Below are 26,744 nucleotides of genomic sequence, written 5' to 3'. Positions count from 1 at the left end.
GGAGCCATTGGCTCCCTTTTTGCATGGCTGGCCAGTCACTCAGGCACTGAGCGGCTGCCCGGCCAGCATCTCCAGCACGGTATTCAATGCGGCAATCACTGTCTGCCGTCGCACTGCAGCACGGTCGCCGGCAAAATAGCTGACCCAGGCGCGTGAGTAGCCATCCGGCCCTGCCACCGCCAGCCACACCATGCCAACCGGCTTTTCCGCCGAGCCGCCACCCGGCCCGGCCACGCCGGACACGGCCACCGCCCAGTCTGCCGCCGCACGCTGACGGGCACCGGCAGCCATCTCCCGGACTACCGCCTCGCTGACCGCACCATGCGCTTCCAGCGTAGCAGCGCTGACGCCCAGCAAATCCTGCTTGGCCTGATTGCTGTAGCTGACCATGCCATAGCCAAACCAGGCCGAGCTGCCGGCAATATCGGTCAGCGCGGCAGCAATCATGCCGCCGGTGCAGGATTCAGCAGTAGCCATTGTTTCACCACGCGCCAGCAAGGCCGCCCCCAGGCGGGCAGACAGCGTGCTCAGTTCCTTATCCATGCGTTTTCCTGAAATGGCGAATCAGCCCCAGCGTGGAGCTGTCGTGCTCGGCCGAGGAGACGGCGGCGGCATCCAGCTCCGGCAGAATGCGCCGCGCCAGCTGCTTGCCATACTCCACACCCCATTGATCAAACGAATTGATGCCCCAGATCACCCCCTGCACAAACACCTTGTGTTCATACATGGCCATCAGCATGCCCAGGTTGTAGGGCGTCACCTTCTCCAGCGCAATGGTATTGGAAGGCTGATTACCGGGGAACAGTTTTTGTGGCAGCAACATGTCCAGCTCTTCACCCGGCAGGTCCGGCAGCTCTGCCATCACTTCCGCCTCGCTCTTGCCGCGCATCAGCGCTTCGGACTGGGCAAAGCAGTTGGCCACCAGCACGCGATGCTGCTGCTCCAGCCCGTAATGGCTGTTCATCGGCACGATGAAGTCGCAAGGCACCAGGCGGGTACCCTGATGCAGGAGCTGGAAGAAGGCATGCTGGCTGTTGGCACCCTCTTCACCCCAGATGACCGGACCGGTGTCAAAATCCAGCGGCTCGCCAAAACGCCCCACCCGCTTGCCATTGGACTCCATGTCCAGTTGCTGGATATGGGCAGGCAAGCGGCGCAAGCCATGGTCGTAAGGCATGATGGCGTGGGTATGCGCCTGGTAGAAGGTGTTGTACCAGATGCCGATCAGCGCCAGCAGCACCGGAATGTTGCCATCCAGCGGCGCACCGAAGAAGTGCTGATCCATAGCGTAGCCGCCATCCAGGAATTCGCGGAAATTGTCATAGCCTATGGACAGCATCACCGACAAACCGATAGCCGACCATACCGAATAACGGCCACCTACCCAGTCCCAGAAACCATACATGTGCTCGGTATCAATGCCGAAGGCCGACACCGCAGCGGCATTGGTGGACACCGCAACGAAATGGCGGGCAATGTCCGCCTGGCTGGCCGAACGCAAGAACCAGGCCTTGGCCGCCTCGGCGTTGAGCAGGGTTTCCGGCGTGGTAAAGGATTTGGACGCAATCACGAACAGGGTGGTGGCCGGGTCCAGTTGCTGCAGGGTACGGGCAATGTGCTGGCCATCGACATTGGAAACGAAATGCACGGTCAGATCCGGGTGGGAATAGGCAGCCAGCGCCTCCTGCACCACCAGCGGCCCCAGGTCAGACCCGCCAATACCCAGATTCACCACCGCACGGATGGGCTGGCCGGTATAACCCAGCCACTGGCCACTGCGCACCTTGTCGGTAAACACCCGCATGCGCTGCAGCACCTCATGCACCGCCGGCACCACGTCCTCGCCATCCAGCAGCAGGCTTTCCTGCTGTGGCAAGCGCAAGGCGGTATGCAGTACCGAACGTTTTTCGCTGACATTGATGCGTTCGCCCTCACGCATGCGAGTCATCCAGCCTGGCAGATCCGCCTCACGAGCCAGATCAATCAGCAGCTCCAGCGTCCGTTCGGTAATGCGGTTTTTCGAGTAATCCAGCAGCAAGCCATCCAGCTGCAAGGAAAAACGCTTGAAACGTTGCGGGTCTGCATGAAAGAGTTCGCGCATCTGCATGAAACGGGTAGCGCGCTGATGCTGGTGGAGCTTGGCCCAGATCGGGCTGTGATTGATACCGGCTTTGCTGTCGTCAAACATGGTCGTGAAGGGCTTGCAATCAAAAATGGATAATCGGTTTTGCATTGGCCGCCATGGGCGCATGGCGGGAACTGACAAGAAAAAGGGGACTGGCGTCCCCTTGCAGAATGCATATTACCATTTGTAGCGCGCACACTACATCACAACTTGATGAAATGCTCGCGGTAGTACTTCAGTTCTTCGATGGATTCTTCGATATCCGCCAGCGCCTCGTGCTTGCCGCGCTTCACCACACCGCGGGCGACTTCCGGCTTCCAGCGCTTGCACAGCTCCTTCAGGGTGGAGACATCCAGATTGCGGTAGTGGAAATACTCTTCCAGCTGCGGCATCCAGCGCACCATGAAGCGGCGGTCCTGATGAATGGTGTTGCCACACATCGGCGTGGTACGGGCCGGTACATAGTCAGCCATGAATGCCAGCAAAGTGGCCTCGGCCTCGGCTTCAGTCAGGGTGGACGCCTTGACCTTGTCAATCAGGCCGCTCTTGCCATGAGTGTTCTTGTTCCAGTCATCCATGCCGTCCAGCACGCTGTCCGGCTGATGAATCACCAATACCGGCGACTGGCCAAGGATGTTGAGCTGGCTGTCGGTGGCAATCATTGCCACTTCGATGATGCGGTCGGTTTCAGGATTCAGCCCGGTCATTTCCATGTCGAGCCAGATGAGGTTGTTCTGATCTTGTGCCATACTGTCCAATCTTTACGTGTCTGCGTATTTTCCTTCATTGCCGCCCTGGCGGCAAACCCACCTGCGTAAATCATGACCGAGGCATTCTGCACCCTGTTTCTGGCCGCACTGGCGGTCACCCTGTCACTCAAGCTATGGCTGGGCCTGCGCCATCTGCGCCATATCGCCCGCCACCGCCACAGCGTACCGGCCGACTTTGCCGGCAGCATCACCCTGCAACAACATCAGCACGCTGCCGATTACAGCATGGCCAAAACCCGGCTGAGCCTGTTGTCGGCCGTCATCGATACCGGCCTGATCCTGTGCCTGACACTGGGCGGCGGGCTGGACTGGATCAGCCGGCAAATCCAGCAACTGCATACCAGCGCCATGCTGGGCGGCATATTGCTGGTGGTGGCAGTCACCATCATCAGCTCGGCCATCAGCCTGCCCATTTCGCTGTATAGCACTTTCCGCATTGAAGCCCGCTACGGCTTCAACAAAATGACCTTGCGCATGTTCGTGCTGGACCTGATCAAGGGCAGCCTGATCGGCGCCATCATCGGCCTGCCTTTGCTGGCGCTGGTACTGTGGCTGATGGCACAGGCCGGACCATTGTGGTGGTTGTGGGTGTGGCTGGTATGGTCGGCCTTCCAGCTATTGATGGTAGCGCTCTACCCCACGCTGATTGCCCCCTTGTTCAACCGCTTCAGTCCGCTGGAAGACCTTGAACTCAAACAACGCATCGAGGCCTTGCTTGCCCGCACCGGCTTTAAAAGCCAGGGTGTGTTCGTGATGGATGGCTCACGCCGCTCCAGCCACGGCAATGCCTACTTCACCGGCTTTGGCAGCGCCAAGCGCATCGTGTTTTTCGACACACTACTGAAACAACTGGCACCGCAAGAAATTGAAGCAGTGCTCGCCCACGAACTGGGCCACTTCAAGCGCAAGCACATCGTCAAGCGCATCAGCTTTGCCTTTGCCCTGTCGCTGAGTTTCCTCTTCATTCTGGGACAGCTGCTGGATGCCAGCTGGTTCTATACCGCACTGGGTGTCAGCACCCCCAGCACGGCGATGGCGCTGATCCTGTTCTTCATGGCTGTACCCGCCTTCACCTTCCCGCTGACACCCTTGTCCAGCCTGATGTCGCGCCGCCACGAATACGAAGCAGACAGTTTTGCCGCCAGCCAGGCGGAAGCCCAGCATCTGATTGATGCCCTGGTGAAACTTTACCGTGACAATGCGTCCACCCTGACCCCGGACCCTTTGCACTCCGCCTTTTACGACTCCCACCCACCGGCGAGCCTGCGCATCGCCCACCTGAAAGGAGCCAGCACATGAATCTGCTCGAACTGCACTGCGAAACCGCCCACGGCCTGAGCCCGCTGGACGCCAACACCACCAGCCAGTTTCTGGCCAAACTGCCAGACTGGGAAATCAAGGGTATCGAGTTGTGCAAGACCTTCCGTTTTGCCGACTACTACCAGACCATGGCCTTTGTGAATGCCCTGGCCTGGATTGCCCATCAGGAAGATCACCACCCCGACCTGTCGGTGCACTACAACCGCGTGGTGGTGTGCTTCAGCACGCACGATGCCGGCGGCCTGACCCTGAATGACTTCATTTGCGCGGCCAAAACCGAAGCACTGCAAGGACGCGCATGAGAGCAGCCATCGGACAGATCATCCGCAGCCACGGTCGGCGTTTCATCGTTGAGGCAGAGGGCCAGACTTATGGCTGCTCCACCCGCGGCAAGCGCGTGGACTTTGCCTGTGGCGACCGCGTGGAAATCCTCATCCAGAACAAGGAACAGGCAGTCATTGAAGAAAGCCTGCCACGCAGCAGCCTGCTGTACCGGCAGGACGAATGGAAAACCAAGGTCATTGCGGCAAACGTCAGCCGCATCCTGTTCGTGATTGCCGCCGTCCCCAGCCCCAGTGAAGAACTGCTCAACCGCTGCCTGATTGCCGCCGAAGCAGCCGACATCGACCCGGTCATCCTGATCAACAAGGCTGACCTGCCCGAGACACCTGCACTGGTGGAAAAACTGCAGCCCTACGCCAAGCTTGGCTACAAGATGATCACCCTGTCAGCCAAGCAGGACATGACTCCCCTGCTGCCGCTGCTGGATGGCGAAACCTGCGTGTTTGTCGGTCAGTCCGGCATGGGCAAGTCCACGCTCACCAATGCACTGCTACCCGAGGCCAACGCACGCATCGGTGATATTTCCGAGGCACTGGATTCCGGCCGTCACACCACCACCCATGCCACGCTCTATCACCTGCACGATCTGTCTGCCGGCAGCGACCTGATCGACTCCCCCGGCTTGCAGGAATTCGGCCTCAAGCATTTGCAGGCCAGCGACCTGCTGCACTACTTCCCGGAGATGCGCCCGCTGATCGGCCAATGCCGATTTCATAACTGCACGCACCGCAAAGAGCCGGACTGCGCCGTCAAGCAAGCCGCCGCAGATGGCTTGATCGCGCAACAAAGACTGGATTTACTCCAACGTTTGAGTAATGAATTGTTAAATCAATTGGCATAAAACGTTTTGTCATCCAAGCTGTTTACAATTCTTTGTAGGACTCATATTCTGGTAAGAAAAATTACATCAGACTGAGATCAGCGACTTTTACCCCGACAAAGACAAGGAGCCAGCATCATGACAAAACGCATCGCACTCGTAACCGGAGGCATGGGCGGAATTGGAACCGCCATCTGCAAGGCTCTGGCCGAATCCGGCCACACCGTCATCACCACCTACAGCAAGCCGGGCAAGGAACAGGCCTGGCTGGCCGACATGAAGGGCATGGGTTTTGACGACATCCATGCCTATCAGTGTGATGTCACCGACACCGCAGCCTGCGCCGCCATGCTGGCCAAGGCACAGGCTGAAGTGGGTGCCGTGGATGTACTGGTGAACAATGCCGGCATCACCCGCGATGGCACGTTCAAGAAGCAAACCAAGGATGACTGGGACGCCGTCATCAAGACCAATCTGGATTCGCTGTTCAATATGGTGAAGCCGGTACTGGATGGCATGGTGGAGCGTGGCTTTGGTCGTATCATCAATATTTCTTCCATTAACGGGCAGAAAGGTCAGTTCGGCCAGACCAACTACTCCGCGGCCAAGGCCGGCATGCACGGCTTTACCATGGCGCTGGCACAGGAAGTTGCACGCAAGGGCGTAACCGTCAACACAATCTCCCCGGGCTATATCGCGACCGACATGGTAATGGCTGTGCCGGAGGAAGTGCGCAACAAGATCATCGCCAACATTCCGGTAGGTCGCCTGGGCAAGCCGGAAGAAATTGCCGGGCTGATCAACTACCTGGCATCCGATGTATCCGGCTTCATGACCGGTGCCAACCTGGCCATCAACGGTGGTCAGCACATGATGTAACAAGCCACAGAAAGGCTTGACACAAAACCCGGCTCCAAGCCGGGTTTTTTATTGGCAATTCTGGCAGAAACATTCTGCTATGCTGTCGACCTTGCAATACAACCGAGCACAACATGGCTGAACATTTGACCATTCAGGGCGAAACCAAGGAAGAAAAGTACCAGACACTGCTGCCGCAAGCACAAGCCCTGGTGCAATACGAAGACGACCAGATTGCCGCGCTGGCCAACCTGACCGCCGCCCTGCACAGCACATTCGACTGGCTGTGGACCGGCTTTTATCTGGTAAAAAACCAGCAACTGGTATTGGGACCATTCCAGGGGCCGATCGCCTGCACCCGCATTGCCCACGGCAAAGGCGTATGTGGTAGCGCCTGGGCGCAGAACCGCACCCTGGTGGTGCCGGACGTGGATGCATTCCCCGGCCATATCGCCTGCTCATCCAGTGCCCGCTCGGAAATCGTGGTGCCGGTACACAACAGCCGGGGTGAAGTGGTGGCTGTACTGGACGTTGACTCCAGCAGTCTCGACCAGTTTGACTCCACCGACGCCCGCTATCTGGAACAGATCTGCCAGGCAGTGCAACATTTGTTCTGAATGCATTCCGAGTGGTGACCATCAAAAAAACGGATGCCGTGGCATCCGTTTTTCTTACAGCGGGCGACTCATCAAGGTGATAGCTGCTGACTGAGCCAGGCCTCTTTGCCAGCCTCATCCAGCTCCAGCAACCCAGCCCCCGCCTCTTGCATGGCTTGCGCCAGCCGGGTCACCTGCCGCGCCACACCGGCTGACAGCTCGGCAGCCAGCCTTGCGTTCTCACCGGCCATGGCCAATAAGCGCGCATTGCCTTGCTCATTGATGGCCTGCTGACGCTCTGTTGCTTCTTGCAGCTCCAGATTTCGCTGCTCCAGCATTTCCAGCCGCGCCTGCTGCTTGCCAGCTTCACGCTCCCGGTCTGCCAGCCGTTCACGCCATTGCTGCTCCGCCTGTGCCGCTTGCTGGCGCAAGGCCTGCATTTCCTCATTCAGCAAGGCAGTCGCCTGCTTCATGGTGACCCGTTCTTCCTCCACCTGTTCGTACAGGCGCAAGCGCAAACCTTCCAGCCGCTCATACGCCAGCGACTCACGCCGCTCCGCCTCCTGCCTTGCTTCCTGCAAGCGCAATTCATGGCGGGCTTCTGTTTCAGCCTGGCGCGCATCGCTATCCTGCCTCGCCTGCTGGACAGCGGCTCGCTCCTGTACCAGTTGCTGCTCCAGCCCCTGACAGCGCGACTCAAGCTGTGCATATTGCTGCGTCAAGGTCTGCAGCTTTAGCTCCAGAGCCTGCTGATGCTCGGTGCGCAGCGCTATTTCTCGCAAGGCGGATTGCAAGGAAGACTCCACCCCCTCCAACTGCACTTGCATGGCCTGCTGCGCCTGCCTGGCACTCGCGACTTCCGCCTCCGCCTCCTCCCGCACGGCCTCCCATTGCTGCTCTGCCGCCTCGCAGGATTTCTGCCAGATCATGCCAAACGCTTCGGCCAGGCCAGACGGCCAATCCGGGTGACGCGACGAGCTGGCCATGCGCGACAAAAAATCCTGCCGCCATTCTTTCAGGGTGTTGTTGATGGTGGTGTTGGAACCGGTCCCTAGCCGGGCACGCACTTCCACCACGGTAGGCCACACCCCCTCACCCACCAGCTCCAACGCCACCTGCCTGATACGGGAATAAATATCAGCTGCCATCTTGCCACCTCGCCAACAGTTCAATACAGACAATATAACACAATTGCACATTCATAATTTATTACGTATTACATTATATTTATACACTCATAGCAATATTTTTCCGATTACTATACTTATCGGAAGTAAATGCCTGAATATACCGTTCGTGCCACCCTAAAAAACACACCCACCACCAAGAGAGCAAAAAAATACCCGACTTGCGCCGGGCTTTTCTTTACCACTCCTACTCATCCTCGATGACGGACTCACTCCTCACCTGCCACCCAGCCGACTCATCGACAGCCAGCAAACTCATTCACCATGCACGCCAGCCACCTGCCGCAGCTCCTGCACCATTTGCGACAGGCGATCCTGCAGCTGGGTAGTATCTGACTGAGAACCCAGCATGGACTCGATTCCCTCATCCAGCGCTCGATGCAGCAGCACCTCCTGCGAATTGGTCAACAACATGGAAACACAAGCCTCATCAATACGCTGACGAATATCCTCCAGCGCAATACGTCCTGCCACCTGATTATCCCGCTGCGCCCGATCCACCTCCCCCAGGGTCTGTATCATGCGCATGGCCACAGCCACCACCTGCCTGTCACGCTGCCGCGCCGCAGCCAACACAGCCAGGGATCCCACATGCACATTGACAGCCTCCACCAGCATGGTCAGATGATCCCGCAGCCGCCCGCATCTATCCTCATCTTCAACCGGCATGTCGCGCAGCAACAAGGAAACCTCGGGATAGTTGATGATCATGCGATTCTTGAACTGCACCATGCGCCCCATGCCCGCCAGATGCTCCAGCACCGACAACTCCAGCGGACTGGCGTCCCCATCGCTGCTGCGATTGAGAACGCCCGCACCGGCACGCAACTGCACACACCCTTGCAAGCCGTACAGGCGCAAGCCAGCCACCAGGGCATCAGCCAACTCAGCCATGCTGCCAGCCGCACCCAGCTGCTTGATCACCTCCAGCAAGGCTCCCATTTCACTCATGCTGACCATGGCCGTCATGGCCGCCGAGCTGGCGTCACGCACCTGACCATCCAGCCGCCGCCGCTCGCTGCTCGCCTCGATCAGGCGACGCAACTTTGCTTCCAGCTCCAGTGCCGAGAACGGCTTGACGATATAGTTCTCACCACCTGCTTCATAGCCGCTCAAACGGTCTTCAACCGCCTCGCGCGCCGAGACAAACACTACCGGAACATGCGCAAAGCGCTCATCCGCCCGAACGAGACGACAGGTCTCGAAGCCATCCATCCCGGGCTGCATTTCCACATCCAGCACAATTGCCGCCAGCTCCAGCTGCGGCAGCAGCTCCAGCGCCTGCTCGCCACTTTCCGCATCCACCACTTCAAAGCAATGCGACAGGCCGGCCTTCATCAAGCGCCGGGTAATCAGCACATCATCGACCACCAGTATTGTTGGTTTTTCACTCATCAGACCCCCTGCACCCTTTTGATGTAAAGCAATCACCCTTTGATCTATAGCTGGGCAAGTGCACACAATACAAGCCAGTCACTGCAATTGGACTCATGACAGACGCAAGGGAGTCAACAAAGGCCGACCCGAGAAATGGGCAAGCAGGTTATCCAGCATCAACCGGGCCATGGCCGTCCGCGTTTCCACGGTAGCGCTGGCCACATGCGGCGTCAGCACCACATTGGGCAAGTCAAACAATGCCTCGGGCACTTGCGGCTCCTGCTCGAACACATCCAGCCCGGCTCCACCCAGGCGCCCATCCAGCAGGCGCTCCACCAGCACAGCCTGATCCACCACCGAACCTCGCGCGATATTGATCAGCACGCCCTCCGGCCCCAACGCATCCAGCACCCGACCATCCACCACATGGTGCGTAGCCGCGCCACCCGGCAGCGCCAGAACCAGCACGTCAACCGCAGCAGCCATCTCAAGCAGATCGGCATAGTAGGGATAAGCAACATCCACCTTGCGACCGGGGCCGTGGTAGCTCACTTGCATATCAAAGGCTTCAGCACGGCGCGCAATGGCCCGCCCGATATTACCCAGCCCGACAATGCCGCAACGCTTGCCCGACAGACTGCTTGCCAGCGGAAAACCGCCCTGCAACCAGCACCCCTCACGCACAAAGCGATCCGCCTGAACCACCCTGCGCAGCACCGCCAACAGCAGTGCCAGCGCAGTATCCGCCACACAGTGGTCCAGCACGCCCGGCGTGGTGGTGACGGCAATACCATGCTCTCGCGCATAATCCAGATCAATGGCATCAAACCCCACACCTACGCAAGCTACCAGCTCGACAGCAGGCAGCGCCTGCAATAACTGGCGCGCAGCCCCGGCAGCGCCGGTTGTAACTACCGCCCGCACCGCTGGCCACACCTCACCCGCCAACAAGGCGTCCTGCAATTCCCAGCCATGCAGGCAGTCAAACTGCGCACTCAGCTGTGCCATCAAGGCTGGCGCCAAAGGCACGGTAATAAAAATGACCGGCCGATTTGTTTGCTGCATCATTTTGCTCACTCCATCAGGGAAGATTCATGCTATCACCGGGTCAGCAGGCCAGGCCCGGACTGATATGCAAAATCCTTGTCGCAAGCACTGCCTGCTTCTAGAATCGGGCACAACATGCCAGACACCCTTCCCGCACTCCCAGCAAGCCCGCCACTGATCGCAGCCCAGTCCGACCAACAGGCCGTCCTGCTGTGGCTCAGCGAATTCATGGACCGGCCCGCCACCTTGCGCAGCTACCGCAAGGAAACCGAACGTTTCTTGCTGTGGCTGAGCGACCGCAACAAGCAATTGCAGCAGGTGCAGCGCGAAGACGTGCTGGACTACCAACGCTTTCTGCAAGCCCCATGGCCGCCGGAACGCTGGATCGGCCCGGCACGCCCGCGCCAGCACCCGCACTGGAAGCCGTTCACCGGCCCACTGCAGCCTGGCAGCATCCGGCAGGCACTCACCATTTTGTCCGCACTGTTCAGCTACCTGAGCGAGGCAGGCTACCGCCGCGGCAACCCATTCAAACTGGTGCGCAAGCGCCAACAGGCAGCAACACTGCCGGTGGAGCGTTTTTTCGACCAGCAAAGCTGGCAGGCCATCCTGCACACCATCGACACACTTCCCGGCGAATCGCGCCGCGACCAGCAGCAGGCAGCACGTGCGCGCTGGCTGATTACCCTGCTCTATCTGACCGGCGCAAGACGCCAGGAAGTTGCACAGGCCAGAATGGGCGACTTCAGCCAGCGCCGTCAGCAATGGTGGTGGCGCGTACAGGGCAAGGGCGGCAGCCATGCCGACATTCCGGTTTCTGACGAACTGATGACTTCCATGGCCGCTTATCGAAACAGCCTGGGACTGAGCGCACAGCCGGAGCATCAGGAGGACACACCGCTGGCATGCAAGCTGCCCGGAGAAAAAAACCAGACCTTGCAGCCCATCAGCGACAAGGCCATTTATCTGATCTGCCGTGAAATATTTCAACGCGCCGCCAGCCAAAGCGCTGACGAAGCGGTACGCAGCCGCCTGATACAAGCCAGCACCCACTGGCTGCGCCACACCGCCGCCAGTCATCAGCTGGATGCCGGCATCCCCTTGCTGATGGTGAGCCAGAATCTGCGTCACGCCAGCATCCAGACCACCCGTCGCTACCTGCACAGCGAAGACGATGCCCGCCACGCAGCCACCGGCCTGCACCGTATGCAGGACCGCAAAACCACCACCGAACCTGCCGGAAATCCGGAGTCCAGCACACCGCCGGACAGCAACACACCCTAAGGCCCCTTCCCAAAATGGCCGGTTCCGCGTACCATCCCGCCTCGCTTTTCGGGATGGAATCATGAATACAAGCAGCGCTGCGCGGGCATGCGGCATCGACTTTGGCACCTCAAACTCCACCGTTGGCTGGCTGCGCCCCGGCACAGACACGCTGATTGCACTGGAAGACGGCAAGATCACCCTGCCCTCGGTTGTTTTCTTCAACTACGAAGAAGACCACTCGGTGTTTGGCCGCAAGGCATTGCTGGAATATACCGAAGGCTATGAAGGCCGCCTGATGCGCTCCCTCAAGAGCCTGCTGGGCAGCAGCCTGATCGACAGCCAGACCGAAGTGCAAGGACGCGCGCTGCCGTTCCGCCACCTGCTTACCCTGTTCATCCAGGAAGTCAAACAACGTGCTGACCGCGCTGCTGGTCGCCCGTTCGAGCAAGTGGTACTGGGTCGCCCGGTGTTCTTTGTCGACGACAACCCGAAAGCTGATGCTCTGGCTGAAGAAACCCTGGCCCAGATTGCCCGCCAGGTAGGCTTCAAGGACATTTCCTTCCAGTTTGAGCCACTGGCTGCTGCATTCGACTACGAATCCTCCATCACCCGCGAAGAACTGGTACTGATCGTGGATATCGGTGGCGGCACCTCGGACTTTTCCCTGGTACGCCTGTCGCCGGAGCGCCGCCTGCTGGATGACCGCCGTGCCGACATCCTGGCCACCGGTGGCGTACACATCGGCGGAACGGACTTCGACAAGCAACTGAGCCTGCACGGCGTGATGCCGCTGTTCGGTTTCAAGAGCCGTCTGCGCAACAATGCCGAAATGCCCTCGGCGCAATACTTCAATCTGGCGACCTGGCACACCATCAACTTTGCCTACACCCGCAAGGCGTGGATGGATTTGCAGGATATTCATCGCGACGTGGAAGACCCGCGCGCCTTCGACCGCCTGTTCAAGCTGATCCAGGAACGTGCCGGCCACTGGCTGGCCATGCAGGTGGAAGAAGCCAAGATTGCCCTTTCCGGCAACGACAGTCACCGCCTTGACCTGGAACTGATCGAAGACGGCCTGTATGCCGAACTGCTGCGCGAACACTTCAATAGCAGCATTGCCAGCATGCTGGGACAAATCGGCAAGACCATCGACAAGCTACTGCAGGATGCCGATATCCAGGCCAGCCAGATCGATACCGTGTTTTTTACCGGCGGCTCCAGCGGCGTACCGGCGCTGCGCCAGTGCGTGCAGGACCAGCTGCCCAATGCCCGCCATGTGGAAGGCAATCTGTTTGGCAGCATCGGCAGTGGTCTTGCCATCGAAGCCAGAAAACGTTACGGCTGACGCCCAAACAAAAAGGCTGCCCCACTGGAGCAGCCTTTTTTACTATCCCGAACCGTATCAGCCTTGCCGTTTGCGTGAGGCTTTTTTTCCACCCGGCGGCAGTTCAAAACCAAACAGCATGCCGGTGCGACCGGTTTGCGACTGGCAGGCAATCTGCAAGGCACGGTTGATCGCTTCTTTCTTGCTCACCCCCCACCACTCGATCATCTTGTCCAACGACTTCTGCGCATCGCGACTCAGCTCCACTGTCACCGACAGCTCTTGCAGGCGGTTACGGCGCTGCTCGCGGCTGCGGCGCTTGCGCTCGGCCACCGTCATGGCACGCTCACCCAGAGGCTTGCGTCCAGGTTTTTTCTGCACACCGCCGATCAGGTCAAAAGTGTAGTGATCGCAGGGATCTTTCATTGGATGGGTGACGGGTCACAATCAAGAGGGGCGCAAGAATACCACAAAGCCGCAGCAGATGGGGCAGACCGGCCTGCGGCACGTGCAATTAAGCGCATCGCATAAGCCACAGACCAATACTTACAAGGGATTGGCCGCAAAGGTGTCGCACTGCGCGATATCACCACTGTCAAAGCCACGCTTGAACCAGCGCACGCGCTGCTCGCTGCTGCCATGGGTAAAGCTGTCCGGCACCACCGCATGGCCCGTAGAACGCTGCAGGGTATCGTCACCGATTTTCGACGCCGCATTGAGCGCAGTTTCCAGATCGCCCGCCTCCAGAATGTGGCGCGCCTTGTCGGCATGACTACCCCACACCCCGGCAAAGCAATCGGCCTGCAACTCCAGCCGTACCGACAGCGCATTGGACTTGCGCTCGGAAGCACCACGCCGCGCTGCATCCACCTTGCCGGAAATGCCCAGCAGGTTTTGCACGTGGTGACCCACTTCATGGGCAATCACATAAGCCTCGGCAAACTCACCGGGCGCACCCAGCTGCTGGTTCAGCGTGCGATAGAACGCCAGGTCGATATACACCTTGCGATCGGCCGGGCAGTAAAACGGCCCCATGGCTGACTCACCGCGCCCACAAGCGGTGGGCGTGCTGTTGCTGAACATCACCAGCCTGGGCCGCTCGTAACTGCCACCACGCTGCTGGAAAATCTGCCCCCAGACGTCTTCGGTATCAGCCAGTACCACCCGCACCAGCTTGGCCTCGCGTTCCTCTTCCGCCGAATGCACTTTGGGCTGATGCGGCTGGGTCTGCACCTGCTGATGGCCGCCGCCACTCAGGGCGGAAATCACCTGCAAGGGGTTGGCACCAAACACCAGCCAGGCCACCAGACCAATGGCCACCGTGCCCAGCCCTATGCTGCCGCCACCAAGACTGAAGCCGCCAGAGGAGCCGCTTTCTTCGTCGCGCCTGTCCTCGACATTGTCACTTTCGCGATTGCCATCCCAACGCATGAAGCTCTCCTTGCAAAAATCAGACCGGCAGCCAGCTTGCCAGCAGCGCCTGCACCACCAGGGCGAAACCGGCAGCAATGATGTCGTCCAGCATCACACCGAAACCACCATGCACGCGCCGGTCGAACCAGCCTATCGGCCAGGGTTTTACAATATCAAACAGACGGAACAGCGCAAAGGCCAGCAGCCAGCCTGCCCAAGCAGCCGGTGCCCAGGCCAGCACCAACAGCATGGCCACCACCTCGTCCCACACAATGCCGCCGTAATCGTGCACACCCAGCGCATCGCCGGTTTTCTGGCAGGCCCACACCCCCAGCACAAACAGCGGCAGGCACAGCAGACTGATCAGCAGCGGCCCCGCACCCAGTGCCAGCAACAGGAAAAACAGCGGATAGGCCACCAGCGTACCCCAGGTGCCCGGTGCCTTGCGGGCCAGACCGCTGCCAAAGCCAAAAGCCAACAAATGCGCCGGATGGCGCATCAAAAACGCCCAGTCCGGGCGGAAGGCCGGAGCCTGCTTATGCGAAGTGGTCATAACCCGCCTTTTTCAATGTCATCGCTACGCCCTGCCCATCCAGCAGGCGCACACCGCTGCCAGCCACGATATGGCCGATACGCGTCACCCGGCAACCTGCCGCCTTGCCTGCGGCTTCCACTGCCTCACGCGCAGCCTGCGGCGCGGTAAAGCACAGCTCGTAATCATCACCACCGGCTGCCAGATAGTCCAGCCAGCGCGCGCGCTCGGCCTCCAGCTGCGGCAAGGATGGCAGGCTGTCGGCCCGGATTTCCGCCGCCACACCAGAAGCAGTCAGGATATGCCCCAGATCGGCCAATAGCCCGTCAGACACATCAGCTGCCGCATGCGCCACGCCAAGCAGGGCCTGCCCCAGCTCCAGCCGCGGCACCGGAAAATCCAGCTTGCACTGGCAAGCCGCCAGTACATCCTCACTCAAGCCAGCGTCTGCCAGCAGCCCATTACGCACGGCAACGGCGATGGCACCCAGGCCCAGCTCACCACTCACCCACACATCATCGCCCACTTGCGCAGCATCGCGCCGCAAGGCCTGGCCTTGCGGTGTTTCACCCATGATGGTGACGGACAGTGTCAGCGGCCCGCGCGTGGTGTCGCCACCGGCCAGATCCACGCCATATTGCCCGGCCAGCGCAAACAGCCCGCGGCTGAAATCACGCGCCCAGGCTTCATCCAGCTGCGGCAAGGCCAGCGACAGGAAAGCCCAGCGCGGCTTCGCACCCATGGCAGCCATATCTGACAGATTCACTGCCAAGGCTTTGTGCCCCAGCGCCTGCGGGCTGACATCAGCAAAGAAATGCCGTCCTTCCACCAGCATGTCGACAGAAACATGCAGGTCCTGGCCCGGCGTCGGGCGCAGGATGGCGGCATCATCGCCAACACCCAGCACTGCGGAGGGGGCCGGGCGGGTGAAGTACTGGCGAATCAGGTCGAATTCGTTCATGTAGATAGATTCCGGGTCTGGATGCAAAAACACCCGCCGTAGCGGGTGTCAGCATCAGACATCAGCGTCATCAGCCCTGACGACGCGAACGCTGCGAGGCAACCTCGTCAGCACGTACATCAGCAGCCAGCTTGTCCAGCACGCCATTGACGAATTTGTGGCCGTCAGTGCCACCAAAGGTTTTGGTGATTTCAATGGCTTCGTTGATGATGACCGGGTACGGCGTTTCCGGATGCTGGGTCAGTTCCAGCGCAGCCATCAGCAGCACGGCACGTTCCACCGGGCTGACTTCTTCTTCGTTGCGTTCGTAGTACGGGCGGATCTGGCCGGACAGCAGCGGCACATCCTTCAGTACACCGTACAGCACTGCGCGGAACAGGGTTTCATCCGCCTTGGCGAAGTATTCGTTTTCGCGCAGGTGCTTTTCAATCAGCGAAGCCGGACGATCCGGATTCAATTCCCATTCATAAATGCCCTGAACGGCAAATTCGCGGGCACGGCGACGGGCGGTTTTCATATCGGTTTCCTAAAAAGAGCAAGTGAGCGGCAAGCCCGCAAGGGTCAGCCGCGCAGCGTTTTGTGCAGATTGGCCATTTCCACCGCAACGCGGGCTGCGTCGCGGCCTTTTTCCAGCATGCGTACTTCAGCCTGCTCGTCATTCTCGGTAGTGAGGATGGCATTGGCGATGGGGATGTCGAAGTCCAGACCGACACGGGTCACACCAGCACCGGATTCATTGGAAACCAGCTCGAAGTGGTAGGTTTCGCCACGAATGATGGCACCCAGCGCCACCAGCGCGTCGAACTTGCCACTCTTGGCCATGGTTTGCAGCACCAGCGGCACTTCCAGAGCACCCGGCACGGTGGCCAGGGTTACATCGGCGGCGGCCACACCCAGCGTTTTCAGCTCGGCCAGGCAAGCATCACGCAAGCCATGGCAAACCTCTTCGGTAAAGCGGGCCTGAACGATACCGACCTTGAGGCCTTGACCGTTGAAATCGGGGGCAATGCGCTGGATAGCTTCAAGCATGTGAGTCCTCACGGCAAAAATCAGATAAGGCAATCAGATAAGCCCCTGACAGCCGGGCTAGCGGCGCCATCAGGGGATGGTCATGACGGAAAACCGGTTATTTTAACCGATTTCGATATGAAAGTGTTCAGGCTGACAAAATCCGGTGACTTCCAGATTGAAACCGGCCATCGACGGTACGTTCAGCGGCGGCGACATCAGCTTCATCTTGCCCACGCCAAGTGATTTGAGCATTTGCGCACCCACGCCGAAGGTTTTGCCATCCCATGGCGAGCGCTTCACGTTCTGCCCCAGCGCACGCTGCAGCAGGTCGTCACCGGTTTCATCGCGATACAGCAGGATGACCACGCCCTTGCCGGCTTCATCGATGGCTTCCAGCGCACCGGGAACCGTCCAGGAATGCGGACGCGAAGTCGGGTCCAGCACATCCATGATGGACAGCGGCTCGTGCACGCGCACCAGGGTTTCCTCGTTTTCGTCCAACTGGCCCTTGACCAGTGCCAGATGGGTTTCGCGGGTGGTGACGTCGCGGAATACGTGCAGATCGAACGCACCGAACGGGGTTTCCACCGGGCGCTGACCCACCTCTTCCACCAGTGATTCGGTACGGCTGCGGTAGTGGATGAGGTCGGCGATGGTGCCCACCTTCAGGCCATGAGTCTTGGCGAACTCCAGCAATTCCGGCATGCGCGCCATGGTGCCGTCGTCATTCATGATTTCGCAGATCACCCCGGCCGGCTCCAGGCCAGCCAGCATCGGCAGGTCGCAGGCCGCTTCGGTATGGCCGGCACGAATCAGCACACCACCGTTTTGCGCCTTGAGCGGGAAGATATGGCCAGGCTGTACCAGATCACTGGCCTTGGCATTGCGCGCCACGGCGGCCTGCACGGTGCGGGCGCGGTCGGCGGCAGAAATGCCGGTGGTGACGCCTTCAGCCGCTTCGATGGAAACAGTGAAGTTGGTACCAAAGGAAGTACCGTTATTGGCTGCCATCATCGGCAGCTCCAGCAGCTTGCAACGCTGCTCGGTCAGAGTAAGGCAGATCAGGCCGCGCGCATGCTTGGCCATGAAGTTGATGGCTTCCGGTGTGACGAACTCGGCCGCCATCACGATATCGCCTTCGTTTTCCCTGTCTTCCGCATCAGCCAGCACCACCATCTTGCCTGCCTTGATATCGGCAATGATGTCCTGCACCGGAGAAATAACCATTTGCTGCATCCTTTTTATAGAGTGCGTGCCGCACGACGATTGCGCACGGGCGACAGAAAGCTGTTTGGCCGTAGCCCGGCGGTTGCGTCTTCACACCGGTTCACGGTCCTGCCTCTTGGCATATCTTGTTGAACATGGAGCCAATCGGTCCGGCATCAAGCCGCCGGAACGAAATTTCATGGCAAAACCAGGGCTACACCGGCCGACGCTGCGCCAGCACCCGCTCCACGGTATCGACAATGGCCTGGGTTTGCGGGTCGATCTCGATATTGATGGCATCCCCCGGCTGTCGGAACTGGATGATGGTGCGCTCCAGCGTTTCCGGTATCAGGTGCACGCAAAAGCGGTTGCCATCCACAGAACCAATGGTGAGGCTGCAACCGTCAATACCGATATAGCCCTTGGCAAACACATATTTGGTGAATTCTGCCGGCAGGCTGAACCATACCGTGCAGTTGTTCGGTGTACGGATGACTTCTTCCACCCGCGCCAGGCAAATGATGTGACCGGACATGGCATGGCCGCCGATTTCATCGCCAAATTTCGCCGCGCGCTCCACATTCACCCTGTCGCCCACTTGCAAAGCACCCAGATTGGTCAGCCGCAGGGTTTCGGCCATCAGGTCGAAGGCCACCAGGTCATCATTCACTTCGGTCACGGTCAGGCAGCAGCCGTTATGCGCAATGGACGCACCCAGCTCGATACCGCCGGTCAATGCCTGCGGCAGCCTTACTACATGACGACGAAAATCCTGCTTTTCCTCGATGGCCACCACCTCGGCCATGCCCTGCACGATACCGGTAAACATGCCTGCTCCTGTTCTGTCCTGCCTGCCGGTCAATACCGGCAGCGAAACACTGATGATAACCAAATCATGCCACGCTGCCGACCCGCTTTCCCTCTCCGGACAGCCCTTCATGGTGACAAGTGCCGCTATCCTGCTGATGTGAAAAAGAAAAACCGGCGCAAACTATTTGCAGCGCCCGAGGTTTTGTTGTGCGCAGCTATCCTGTAAAATCACCGCCTTCTCAAGATCAAGCCTGTTCCTAATCCATGTCCGCAGAATTGTCCCGCATTGCCGAGGAAGTGGCGCGCCGCCGCACCTTCGCCATCATTTCCCACCCTGACGCCGGTAAAACCACGCTCACCGAAAAACTGCTGCTGTTTTCAGGCGCCATCCAGATGGCCGGTACGGTAAAAGGCAAGAAGGGCGGCAAGTTTGCCACCTCGGACTGGATGGAAATCGAAAAGCAACGTGGCATTTCCGTAGCTTCCTCGGTAATGCAGTTCGATTATCGCGAGCACACCGTCAACCTGCTGGACACTCCGGGCCACCAGGACTTCTCCGAAGATACCTACCGCGTACTGACCGCCGTAGACAGTGCGCTGATGGTGATTGACGCTGCCAAGGGCGTGGAAGAGCAAACCATCAAGCTGCTGAATGTCTGCCGCCTGCGCAATACGCCCATCGTCACCTTCATGAACAAGTACGACCGTGAAGTGCGCGATTCGCTGGAATTGCTGGACGAAGTGGAAAACGTGCTGAAGATCCGCTGCGCGCCCATTACCTGGCCTATCGGCATGGGCAAGACCTTCCGCGGCGTGTACAGCCTGCTGAACGACGAAGTCATCCTGTTTGAAGCCGGCAGCGAAAAGCTGATTACCGATATCGAAGTGATCAAGGGCATCGACAACCCGCGTCTGGACGAGCTGTTTCCGCTGGAAATGGACAATCTGCGCATGGAAATCGAACTGGTCAAGGGCGCTTCCAACGAATGGAATCTGGAAGAATTCCTGGCTGGCGAACTCACCCCGGTATTCTTCGGCTCCGCCATCAACAACTTTGGCGTGCGCGAAATCCTGGATGCACTGATCAACTGGGCCCCGGCTCCGCAAGACCGTGACGCCACCGTGCGCATGGTTAACCCCACCGAAGGCAAGTTCTCCGGCTTCGTGTTCAAGATCCAGGCCAATATGGACCCCAAGCACCGCGACCGTATTGCGTTCTTGCGCGTGTGTTCCGGCCAGTTCGAGCGCGGCATGAAAATGAAGCACCTGCGCCTGAACCGCGACATTGCCGCCTCCAGCGTGGTGACTTTCATGTCGCACGACCGCGAGATTGTGGAAGAAGCCTTTGCCGGTGACATCATCGGCATCCCCAACCACGGCAATATCCAGATTGGCGACAGCTTTTCCTCGGGCGAAGAACTGGCCTTCACCGGCATTCCCTTCTTTGCCCCGGAACTGTTCCGCTCGGTACGCATCAAGAACCCGCTGAAACTCAAGCAGCTGCAAAAAGGCCTGCAACAGCTGGGCGAGGAAGGCGCGGTACAGGTATTCAAGCCGCACAGCGGCGGCGACCTGATCCTGGGTGCCGTGGGCGTGCTGCAGTATGAAGTGGTGGCGTCACGTCTGGCTGCCGAATACGGCGTGGATGCGGTGTTTGAATCGGCCAGTATCTGGTCGGCGCGCTGGTTTACCTGCGACGACCGCAAGAAGCTGGACGAATTCGTCAAGGCGCTGCAAATGAACATTGCCACCGACGCCGGCGGCAACCTGGCTTATCTGGCCCCCAACCGCGTCAACCTGCAACTGACGCAGGAACGCTGGCCGGACATCGTGTTCCACGAAACCCGTGAACACGCGGTCAAGCTGAACGACTGAGCCTGACAGCGCCATGTCCGACCTGATCGACCTGCTACGTCAGCTGCGCACCGATTACAGCCACGAAATCGTGCGCTCGCTGATGCTGGTGACCGTGCTGCTGCTGATCCGGCTGGTGGTCGGCCATATCCTGTCCAGCAATGTCAACGTGCCGGTGGAGGAGCGCCGTCGCTGGTCGGTCTCCACCCGCAATGTGCTGTTCATTTCCGGCCTGGCCGGGATAGGCCTGATCTGGGCGGAAGAGCTGCAAACCATCGCGGTGTCCATGCTGGCCTTTGCCGCGGCGCTGATCCTGGCCACCAAGGAGCTGATTTTGTGCGTGTCGGGCTTCGTGGTGCGCCATGCGTCGAACAGCTACAGCCTGGGGGATCATATCGAGGTGGGCAATATTCGCGGCCGGGTGGTGGATATCGGCCTGTTGTCCACCACGGTGATGGAGATAGGGCCGCAGCACAATGCCCACCAGATGACCGGCCGCGCCCTCACCTTTCCCAATAGCCTGCTGCTGTCGCAGGCGGTAATCCGGGAAAATTACATGGGCGACTATGTAATGCACATCATCAATGTGCCGGTGGGTTACCAGATTCCCCCTACCCGCGCCCAGCACCTGTTGCTGACGGCGGCAGAAGAACATTGCCAGCAGCACGTGGCAGCCGCCAAGGTACACATGGAACGCATGGCCGAACGTTACCTGGTGGACACTCCGTCGGTGGAGCCGCGCATCGGCATGCAGGCGGTGGACGAAAAGCGCTACCAGCTGATTCTGCGTATCGCCATTCCGGCCAAGGAGCGGCAGCGCATCGAGCAGGCCATCATTTATCAGTTCATGGCCGCCTGCTATCCCGATACGGCCACGGCAGGGCAAACCGCAAGCCAGTCAAATAATTAGAGCTTAAACTCCAAACAGTAGTTATAATCTGCGCTTGCCCCATTGCTTCGGTGCCTCATGAGCAAACCCCGCATCAAGACCTACGACCGCATCATTCAGGAAAGCCTGAAACTGTTCAATGAACAGGGCGAACGCAATATCACCACCAATCATATCGCGGCTCATCTGGGCATCAGTCCGGGCAATCTGTACTACCACTTCCGCAACAAGGAAGAGATCGTCTACCAGATCTTCCTGATGTACCGCGACTTCATCAATCAGCGTCTGGCCGTGCCGGAAGAGCGAGACATGACGGTAGCGGACCTGGTGAACTATCTGGACACCGCCTTCCTCGCGATGTGGCAGTTCCGCTTCATGTTCTACGACCTGCCGGGCATGCTGGCGCGCAGCCCGCAGTTGCAGTCGGAGTACCACCAGTTCGTCAATACCGAACTGAAAAGCATTCTGGGCGAACATTTCCGCGAGTTCATCCGTCTTGGCCTGCTCAAGATGGACGAAGAAGATATCGAGGCCGTCAGCATCAATATCTGGCTGGTGGTGAAATTCTGGTTTGCCTTCGAGCAGACTTCGCGACCCAAGTCGCCCATTACCGAGGCTTCCGGCCATCGCGGTGTACGTCAGGTGATGGCACTGCTCAAGCCTTATGTGCAGCCGGACTTCATGGCTGCCTTCCAGCAACTGCAGGCACGCCACGCCGGCTGAACAGCAACCGGGTGAAACACAAGGCCGTTTCCGCATGGAAACGGCCTTGTTGCTTATCGCCCCGCCGGTCAGGCTCAATCAAACTGACGACGGAACAGCAGCAAGCCCGCCCCGAACACCAGTACGCCAATGCCGCCCATGCCCAGAATGGCACTCTGTAAGTCGGCCAGACCCTGCCCTTTGAGCAAAATCCCGAAGGCAATGTCCAGGTAGTAATGCAGCGGCGAGGCGAACATCAGGCCGCGCAGCCAGCCGGGCATGGCTTCCGGCGGCGTCCAGGCACCTGACAAAAACAGCATGGGTGCCAGAATCAGAATCGACAGCATGCCTGCCTGCGCCAGATTGCGCGCAATGGTGGCGGCAAACAGCCCCAGCCCGGCGGTGGTGAACACATACAGGCCGGACAGGGCAAAAAACAGCAGCAGACTGCCCTTTACCGGAATGGCAAATACCGGAATCAGCACCAGGAACAGGCTGAGCGCCACGCCACACAGAATCACCCCGGTCATCGACACCACCTTGGGCAGCAAGATGCCGAACGGGGATAATGGCGACACGATCAGCTGCTCCACCGTGCCACGCTCCTTCTCGCGCACCATGGCGGCCGCGGGCAGCAATACGGCAAACACAGTGGCAATGTTCAGCATTTCCGATATCCCCATGAACCAGCTGTCTTCCTGATTGGGGTTGTACCAGACACGGATATCGTTCTGTACTTGTGGCAGATTGCGGGTGGCCGCCTCCCCCATGCCCAGCCGCTGCATCGCACTTTCCAGCCCGTACTGGCTGACAATCTGCTGCGCATGGCTGGTAGCCAGGAACCCCAGCACCGAATTGGTGGTATCCACCTGCATGGCCAGGCTGGTGGGCCGGCCGTTGGCCAGATCCCGACCAAACTGCGGCGGCACCGACAGCACCAGCATGGCGCGGCCCTGATCCAGCGCAGCCAGCGCGGCAGCATCCTGCGACACCGTACCGTCGATACGGAAATACGGTTGCTGGAAGCGGGAGAGCAGTTCGCGGGACTGCGGGCTGCGGTCCAGGTCCTGCACCAGCGTGGCGGCATGGTTCAGGGACAAGGACACGCCGGACGCCGCCAGAAAGATATCCGCGGTAAAGGCATAGACGATAAAGGCCAGCAATACCCGGTCACGCCCCAACTGCTTCAGTTCCTTCATCAGCATGACGGCAAAGCGCCGCCAGGCCAGTTGCCATTCTGCTTTCATATGTTCGGCCTCTTGCTGAACAGCTGGTAGCCGGCGGCAAACAGCAGGCAGGCGTACAGCGCCAGCACCGCCAGCGGCCGCCACAAGGACATCAGCCCCACCCCTTTCAGGAAGCAGCCCACCACGATCTCGGTGTAATACATGGCCGGCATCAGCTGTGCCACCACATGCGCGCCAGCCCCCAGCGACACGATGGGAATGATCAGGCCGGAATACAGTACCGCCGGAATCATGGTCACCACCATGGTGACAATCATCGCCGCCACCTGGGTGCGCACCAGCACAGACACCAGCAGGCCGATGCCGGTGGTGCAAAGCACGTACACCAGTGTGGCAGGCAGGAAAAACAGCAGGCTGCCCTTGAATGGCACCTGATACAGCAATACCGCCAGCAGCCACAGCAACAGGATGTTGACGCTGGAAATGGCTACATATGGAGCCAGCTTGCCCACCAGAAACTCGCCACGACTGACATTGGAGGCATAGATATTGAAGATGGAACCGTTCTCTTTCTCCCGCACCACGCCCAGCGCAGTGAGGAATGGTGGTGACAGCATCAGGATGACCATGATCAGCTTGGGTGCCAGCGACCAGATACTGGACACGCTCTGGTTGTACAGATAGCGCGATTCCAGCGCGATGGGCGTCAGCTGCGCCAGAGCATCCTGTTGCGACAGGCCGGTGGCATGCGACACCGCCTGGGCTACCGCCGCCAGGCTGAAGGCGGCATTGATGGCCGTGACATAGCCCTTGGTGGTCATGGCGCGGCTGGGGAAGCTGCCATCCACCAGGGTCTGGATGGCAGCCGGACGGCCCTGGGCCAGCGTCTTGCCAAACTGCGGCGGAATCACCAGCACCACCCGCACTGCGCCGGAACCAATCAACTGCGCCGCATCGCGCTCATCCCCGGCATAGCCGCGAAACCGGAAATAGCGCGAATCGATAAAGCGGTAGGCATAGTCGCGGCTGGCGGCGCTGCGGTCGTGGTCCACCACGGCAAACGGGATGTTTTCCACATCCAGCGACAGGCCGTAGCCGAACAACAGCATCAGCAAGGCCGGTACCACAAAGGCCAGGGTGAAGAACAGGCGATCGCGCACGATTTCACGCCATTCCTTGCCTGCAATGGCCACTACACGCTGCAGATTCATGCGGCACTCCCGGTGGCATGTGATTGCGCTTCCAGCTGGCTGACACGCTGCACGAACACATCCTCCATGGCGATGGGGCGGGCTTGCGGCGGCCGCGCCACACCCAGCCCGCGCAGCACCTGTTGCAGCCGCTCCACATCCGGGGTCAGCACATGCAAGGCACTTCCATAAGGCGACACATTGGCAAAACCGGCGGCCTGCAAGGGGGAAACCAGGGCTGCCGCATTGTCGGCATACACCCGGTACAGCTGGCCGGCCTCGTCCAGTACCTGCTGCTTCATCTGCTGCGGCGAGGCATCCGCCACCACCCGTCCGGCAAACATCAGTGCCAGATGGTCGCAATGTTCAGCCTCGCTCATGTAATGGGTGGTCACCAGCATGGCCACGCCATCCTGCCGTGACAGGCGGAACAGGATGTCCCAGAAGGCGCGCCGCCCCAGGGGGTCCACCCCGCTGGTGGGTTCATCCAGAAACAATACCCGTGGCTGATGCACCAGCGCGCAGCCCAGTGCCAGCCGCTGGCGCAAGCCCATGGGCAGGGCGGCGGCCAGATCGTTTTCGTGACCATGCAGGCCCGCCATGTCCAGAATCCACTGCAAGCGCACATCGCGGGCCTTGCGGTCCAGACCATAGATACCCGCATACAGGCGGATGTTTTCCACCACGCTCAGGTCCAGATACAAGGAAAACGCCTGCGACATATAACCGATGCGTGACTTGATCAGCGCACCGGCCTGCTTCATGTCGGCACCGGCCACGCGCCCGCTGCCACTGCTGGGTGGCAGGATGCCGGTGAGCATCTTGATGGCCGTGGTCTTGCCAGCACCATTGGCCCCCAACAGACCGAAAATTTCCCCTTGCCGCACCTGAAAGCTGACATCGCCCACCGCGACAAAATCACCAAAGCGCTTGACCAGCCCCTTGGCCTCGATAGCCAGCTCCTGGCTGGCCGAAACGGGTGCTGCCGGTGCCGCCATGGTGTCCGGTGCAGTGGTACCCGTCTGCTTGCCGCCCAGCATGGCGACAAACACGTCTTCCAGCTCGGCATCCAGCACATCCAGCTGCTGGCACTCCAGCCCTTGCAGCACATCGACCACCTGCTGGCGGGCAACAGGCTGATCTGGCTCAGGCACAAACAGGCGGATCTCCGGCCCCATGGCTTCGCACTGCGGCCAGCGCGCCGTCAGCCGCTGCATGGCGCTCAACTGCGGCTGCACCCGGCACTGCACGATGCAGCCCGGCACCCGTTGCAGGATTTGCGCCGGGCTGCCCTCGGCCAGTTTGCTGCCCTGGTGCAGCAGGCTCATGCGGGTAAAGCGGCTGGCCTCGTCCATATAGGCGGTGGACACCAGCGCCGTCAGGCCCTGCCCGGCGATCAGCGTGGCCAGAATGGCCCAGAAGTCGCGGCGCGATACCGGGTCCACCCCGGTGGTGGGCTCATCCAGAATGATCAGCTGTGGCGCGTGTATCAGCGTGCACACCAGCCCCAGCTTCTGCTTCATGCCACCGGATAGCTGCTTCATCGGCCGATGACGAAACGCCGCCAGGCGGGTGATGGCCAGCAGTTGTTCCTTGCGGGCAGCGGCCTCTTCCCGTGGCACCAGCCGCAGCCGGGCAAAAAAGTCGACATTTTCCTCGATGGACAAATCGCCATACAGGTTCTGCCCCAGGCCTTGCGGCATCAGGCCGATGCGCCCCTTGATGGCTTCGGCATGGCGCTCGCTGTCCAGCAACTGGCCAAACACCTCCAGCTGGCCCTGCTCGTAGGACAACACGCCGGCCACCGCCTTCATCAGGCTGGATTTGCCGGCTCCGTCCGGGCCGATCAGCCCATACAGCTCGCCACGGCGCACTTCGAGGTCCAGTCCTTGTACGGCAAACTGGCCACCGTACTGCTTGCCGAAGCCGCTGGCCTTGATGATGGTATCGCTCATGG

Annotated in this window: 28 protein-coding genes; 11 read left to right on the top strand and 17 right to left on the bottom strand. The window is 59.8% G+C overall.

Annotated features, from left to right (window positions below; translation table 11 throughout):
• Positions 1-39: 39 nt before the first annotated feature.
• From ACE3SE_RS14330 to orn, 3 genes are all read right to left on the bottom strand, one after another.
• A complete protein-coding gene (locus tag ACE3SE_RS14330; protein ID WP_374556225.1) occupies positions 40-543 on the bottom strand; it encodes a CinA family protein in 504 nt (167 codons plus the stop codon).
• Positions 536-2,188 (bottom strand): glucose-6-phosphate isomerase, encoded by a 1,653-nt coding sequence (gene pgi, locus ACE3SE_RS14325; protein ID WP_374556223.1) that lies wholly within the window; start codon positions 2,186-2,188, stop codon positions 536-538. Before pgi ends, ACE3SE_RS14330 begins: the two co-directional genes overlap by 8 nt.
• A 140-nt stretch (positions 2,189-2,328) precedes the next feature.
• Positions 2,329-2,874, bottom strand: a complete 546-nt coding sequence (gene orn, locus ACE3SE_RS14320) for an oligoribonuclease (RefSeq protein WP_062788904.1) — start codon at positions 2,872-2,874, stop codon at positions 2,329-2,331.
• Positions 2,875-2,946: 72 nt separating this feature from the next.
• On the opposite strand from orn, the gene ACE3SE_RS14315 reads away from it, so the two are divergent.
• From ACE3SE_RS14315 to ACE3SE_RS14295, 5 genes are all read left to right on the top strand, one after another.
• On the top strand, positions 2,947-4,194 hold the full coding sequence (locus ACE3SE_RS14315; RefSeq protein WP_374556221.1) for a M48 family metallopeptidase: 1,248 nt from the start codon (positions 2,947-2,949) through the stop codon (positions 4,192-4,194).
• Entirely contained in the window at positions 4,191-4,517 is a 327-nt protein-coding gene (locus ACE3SE_RS14310) for a 4a-hydroxytetrahydrobiopterin dehydratase (RefSeq protein ID WP_052693713.1), read from the top strand. The genes ACE3SE_RS14315 and ACE3SE_RS14310 overlap by 4 nt, the downstream gene beginning before the upstream one ends.
• Positions 4,514-5,398, top strand: coding sequence for a ribosome small subunit-dependent GTPase A (gene rsgA, locus ACE3SE_RS14305; protein WP_374556218.1), 885 nt, complete (start codon positions 4,514-4,516; stop codon positions 5,396-5,398). Before ACE3SE_RS14310 ends, rsgA begins: the two co-directional genes overlap by 4 nt.
• A gap of 117 nt (positions 5,399-5,515) precedes the next feature.
• Positions 5,516-6,256, top strand: a complete 741-nt coding sequence (phbB, locus tag ACE3SE_RS14300; RefSeq protein ID WP_045844985.1) for an acetoacetyl-CoA reductase — start codon at positions 5,516-5,518, stop codon at positions 6,254-6,256.
• A gap of 113 nt (positions 6,257-6,369) precedes the next feature.
• Positions 6,370-6,852, top strand: coding sequence for a GAF domain-containing protein (locus ACE3SE_RS14295; RefSeq protein WP_374556216.1), 483 nt, complete (start codon positions 6,370-6,372; stop codon positions 6,850-6,852).
• Between the two features lie 71 nt (positions 6,853-6,923).
• Here ACE3SE_RS14295 and ACE3SE_RS14290 read toward each other — a convergent pair whose 3' ends face one another.
• From ACE3SE_RS14290 to ACE3SE_RS14280, 3 genes are all read right to left on the bottom strand, one after another.
• Positions 6,924-7,979 (bottom strand): DNA-binding protein, encoded by a 1,056-nt coding sequence (locus tag ACE3SE_RS14290; protein WP_374556214.1) that lies wholly within the window; start codon positions 7,977-7,979, stop codon positions 6,924-6,926.
• 294 nt (positions 7,980-8,273) lie between these two features.
• Positions 8,274-9,413 (bottom strand): response regulator, encoded by a 1,140-nt coding sequence (locus ACE3SE_RS14285; RefSeq protein ID WP_374556212.1) that lies wholly within the window; start codon positions 9,411-9,413, stop codon positions 8,274-8,276.
• Positions 9,414-9,506: 93 nt separating this feature from the next.
• A complete protein-coding gene (locus ACE3SE_RS14280; RefSeq protein ID WP_374556282.1) occupies positions 9,507-10,460 on the bottom strand; it encodes a 2-hydroxyacid dehydrogenase in 954 nt (317 codons plus the stop codon).
• 117 nt (positions 10,461-10,577) lie between these two features.
• Between ACE3SE_RS14280 and ACE3SE_RS14275 the strand changes: the two genes are divergently transcribed.
• Positions 10,578-11,726: a tyrosine-type recombinase/integrase gene (locus tag ACE3SE_RS14275; RefSeq protein ID WP_374556210.1), complete on the top strand. Its 1,149-nt coding sequence runs from the start codon at positions 10,578-10,580 to the stop codon at positions 11,724-11,726.
• Between the two features lie 61 nt (positions 11,727-11,787).
• The gene (locus tag ACE3SE_RS14270) at positions 11,788-13,053 is read left to right on the top strand and encodes an Hsp70 family protein (RefSeq protein ID WP_374556208.1); all 1,266 of its coding nucleotides are present in this window, start codon (positions 11,788-11,790) and stop codon (positions 13,051-13,053) included.
• 57 nt (positions 13,054-13,110) lie between these two features.
• Here ACE3SE_RS14270 and ACE3SE_RS14265 read toward each other — a convergent pair whose 3' ends face one another.
• The 8 genes from ACE3SE_RS14265 to ACE3SE_RS14230 form a co-directional block, all read right to left on the bottom strand.
• On the bottom strand, positions 13,111-13,458 hold the full coding sequence (locus ACE3SE_RS14265) for a hypothetical protein (RefSeq protein ID WP_045844979.1): 348 nt from the start codon (positions 13,456-13,458) through the stop codon (positions 13,111-13,113).
• A 120-nt stretch (positions 13,459-13,578) separates the two neighbouring features.
• Positions 13,579-14,463, bottom strand: a complete 885-nt coding sequence (ypfJ, locus tag ACE3SE_RS14260; RefSeq protein WP_374556206.1) for a KPN_02809 family neutral zinc metallopeptidase — start codon at positions 14,461-14,463, stop codon at positions 13,579-13,581.
• Between the two features lie 19 nt (positions 14,464-14,482).
• Positions 14,483-14,998, bottom strand: a complete 516-nt coding sequence (locus ACE3SE_RS14255) for a phosphatidylglycerophosphatase A family protein (RefSeq protein ID WP_045844977.1) — start codon at positions 14,996-14,998, stop codon at positions 14,483-14,485.
• Positions 14,982-15,938, bottom strand: a complete 957-nt coding sequence (thiL, locus tag ACE3SE_RS14250) for a thiamine-phosphate kinase (protein ID WP_374556204.1) — start codon at positions 15,936-15,938, stop codon at positions 14,982-14,984. The genes ACE3SE_RS14255 and thiL overlap by 17 nt, the downstream gene beginning before the upstream one ends.
• Before the next feature lie 70 nt (positions 15,939-16,008).
• The gene (gene nusB, locus ACE3SE_RS14245) at positions 16,009-16,455 is read right to left on the bottom strand and encodes a transcription antitermination factor NusB (RefSeq protein WP_045844975.1); all 447 of its coding nucleotides are present in this window, start codon (positions 16,453-16,455) and stop codon (positions 16,009-16,011) included.
• A 44-nt stretch (positions 16,456-16,499) separates the two neighbouring features.
• Positions 16,500-16,967 carry a 6,7-dimethyl-8-ribityllumazine synthase gene (gene ribH / locus ACE3SE_RS14240; protein WP_045844974.1) on the bottom strand — a complete coding sequence of 156 codons (468 nt, stop codon included), beginning with the start codon at positions 16,965-16,967 and terminating at the stop codon, positions 16,500-16,502.
• Positions 16,968-17,069: 102 nt separating this feature from the next.
• Complete coding sequence (gene ribBA / locus ACE3SE_RS14235) at positions 17,070-18,185, bottom strand: bifunctional 3,4-dihydroxy-2-butanone-4-phosphate synthase/GTP cyclohydrolase II (protein WP_374556201.1); 1,116 nt, start codon at positions 18,183-18,185, stop codon at positions 17,070-17,072.
• A gap of 184 nt (positions 18,186-18,369) precedes the next feature.
• On the bottom strand, positions 18,370-18,984 hold the full coding sequence (locus ACE3SE_RS14230) for a riboflavin synthase subunit alpha (protein ID WP_374556199.1): 615 nt from the start codon (positions 18,982-18,984) through the stop codon (positions 18,370-18,372).
• Between ACE3SE_RS14230 and ACE3SE_RS14225 the strand changes: the two genes are divergently transcribed.
• The 4 genes from ACE3SE_RS14225 to ACE3SE_RS14210 all read left to right on the top strand — a co-directional run bounded on the left by ACE3SE_RS14225 (position 18,983) and on the right by ACE3SE_RS14210 (position 22,431).
• Entirely contained in the window at positions 18,983-19,126 is a 144-nt protein-coding gene (locus ACE3SE_RS14225; RefSeq protein ID WP_374556197.1) for a hypothetical protein, read from the top strand. The two genes, ACE3SE_RS14230 and ACE3SE_RS14225, sit on opposite strands and share 2 nt — an antisense overlap.
• A 103-nt stretch (positions 19,127-19,229) precedes the next feature.
• Complete coding sequence (locus tag ACE3SE_RS14220; RefSeq protein WP_045844971.1) at positions 19,230-20,840, top strand: peptide chain release factor 3; 1,611 nt, start codon at positions 19,230-19,232, stop codon at positions 20,838-20,840.
• Positions 20,841-20,853: 13 nt separating this feature from the next.
• Positions 20,854-21,729 (top strand): mechanosensitive ion channel domain-containing protein, encoded by an 876-nt coding sequence (locus tag ACE3SE_RS14215; protein ID WP_374556195.1) that lies wholly within the window; start codon positions 20,854-20,856, stop codon positions 21,727-21,729.
• A 57-nt stretch (positions 21,730-21,786) separates the two neighbouring features.
• Positions 21,787-22,431, top strand: coding sequence for a TetR/AcrR family transcriptional regulator (locus ACE3SE_RS14210; protein WP_374556193.1), 645 nt, complete (start codon positions 21,787-21,789; stop codon positions 22,429-22,431).
• 74 nt (positions 22,432-22,505) lie between these two features.
• On the opposite strand, the gene ACE3SE_RS14205 is transcribed toward ACE3SE_RS14210, so the two are convergent.
• The 3 genes from ACE3SE_RS14205 to ACE3SE_RS14195 are packed head-to-tail and all read right to left on the bottom strand — an operon-like array spanning position 22,506 to position 26,742.
• The gene (locus tag ACE3SE_RS14205) at positions 22,506-23,657 is read right to left on the bottom strand and encodes an ABC transporter permease (RefSeq protein WP_374556191.1); all 1,152 of its coding nucleotides are present in this window, start codon (positions 23,655-23,657) and stop codon (positions 22,506-22,508) included.
• A complete protein-coding gene (locus ACE3SE_RS14200) occupies positions 23,654-24,808 on the bottom strand; it encodes an ABC transporter permease (RefSeq protein ID WP_374556189.1) in 1,155 nt (384 codons plus the stop codon). The genes ACE3SE_RS14205 and ACE3SE_RS14200 overlap by 4 nt, the downstream gene beginning before the upstream one ends.
• Complete coding sequence (locus ACE3SE_RS14195; RefSeq protein ID WP_374556187.1) at positions 24,805-26,742, bottom strand: ATP-binding cassette domain-containing protein; 1,938 nt, start codon at positions 26,740-26,742, stop codon at positions 24,805-24,807. Before ACE3SE_RS14195 ends, ACE3SE_RS14200 begins: the two co-directional genes overlap by 4 nt.
• Positions 26,743-26,744 lie beyond the last annotated feature (2 nt).

Source organism: Aquitalea pelogenes, assembly GCF_041914625.1.
In the GTDB taxonomy this organism is placed as follows: Bacteria; Pseudomonadota; Gammaproteobacteria; order Burkholderiales; family Chromobacteriaceae; genus Aquitalea; species Aquitalea pelogenes.
Note: the sequence above shows the minus strand (reverse complement) of the source record. Positions and strands in the feature narration are given on the sequence as shown.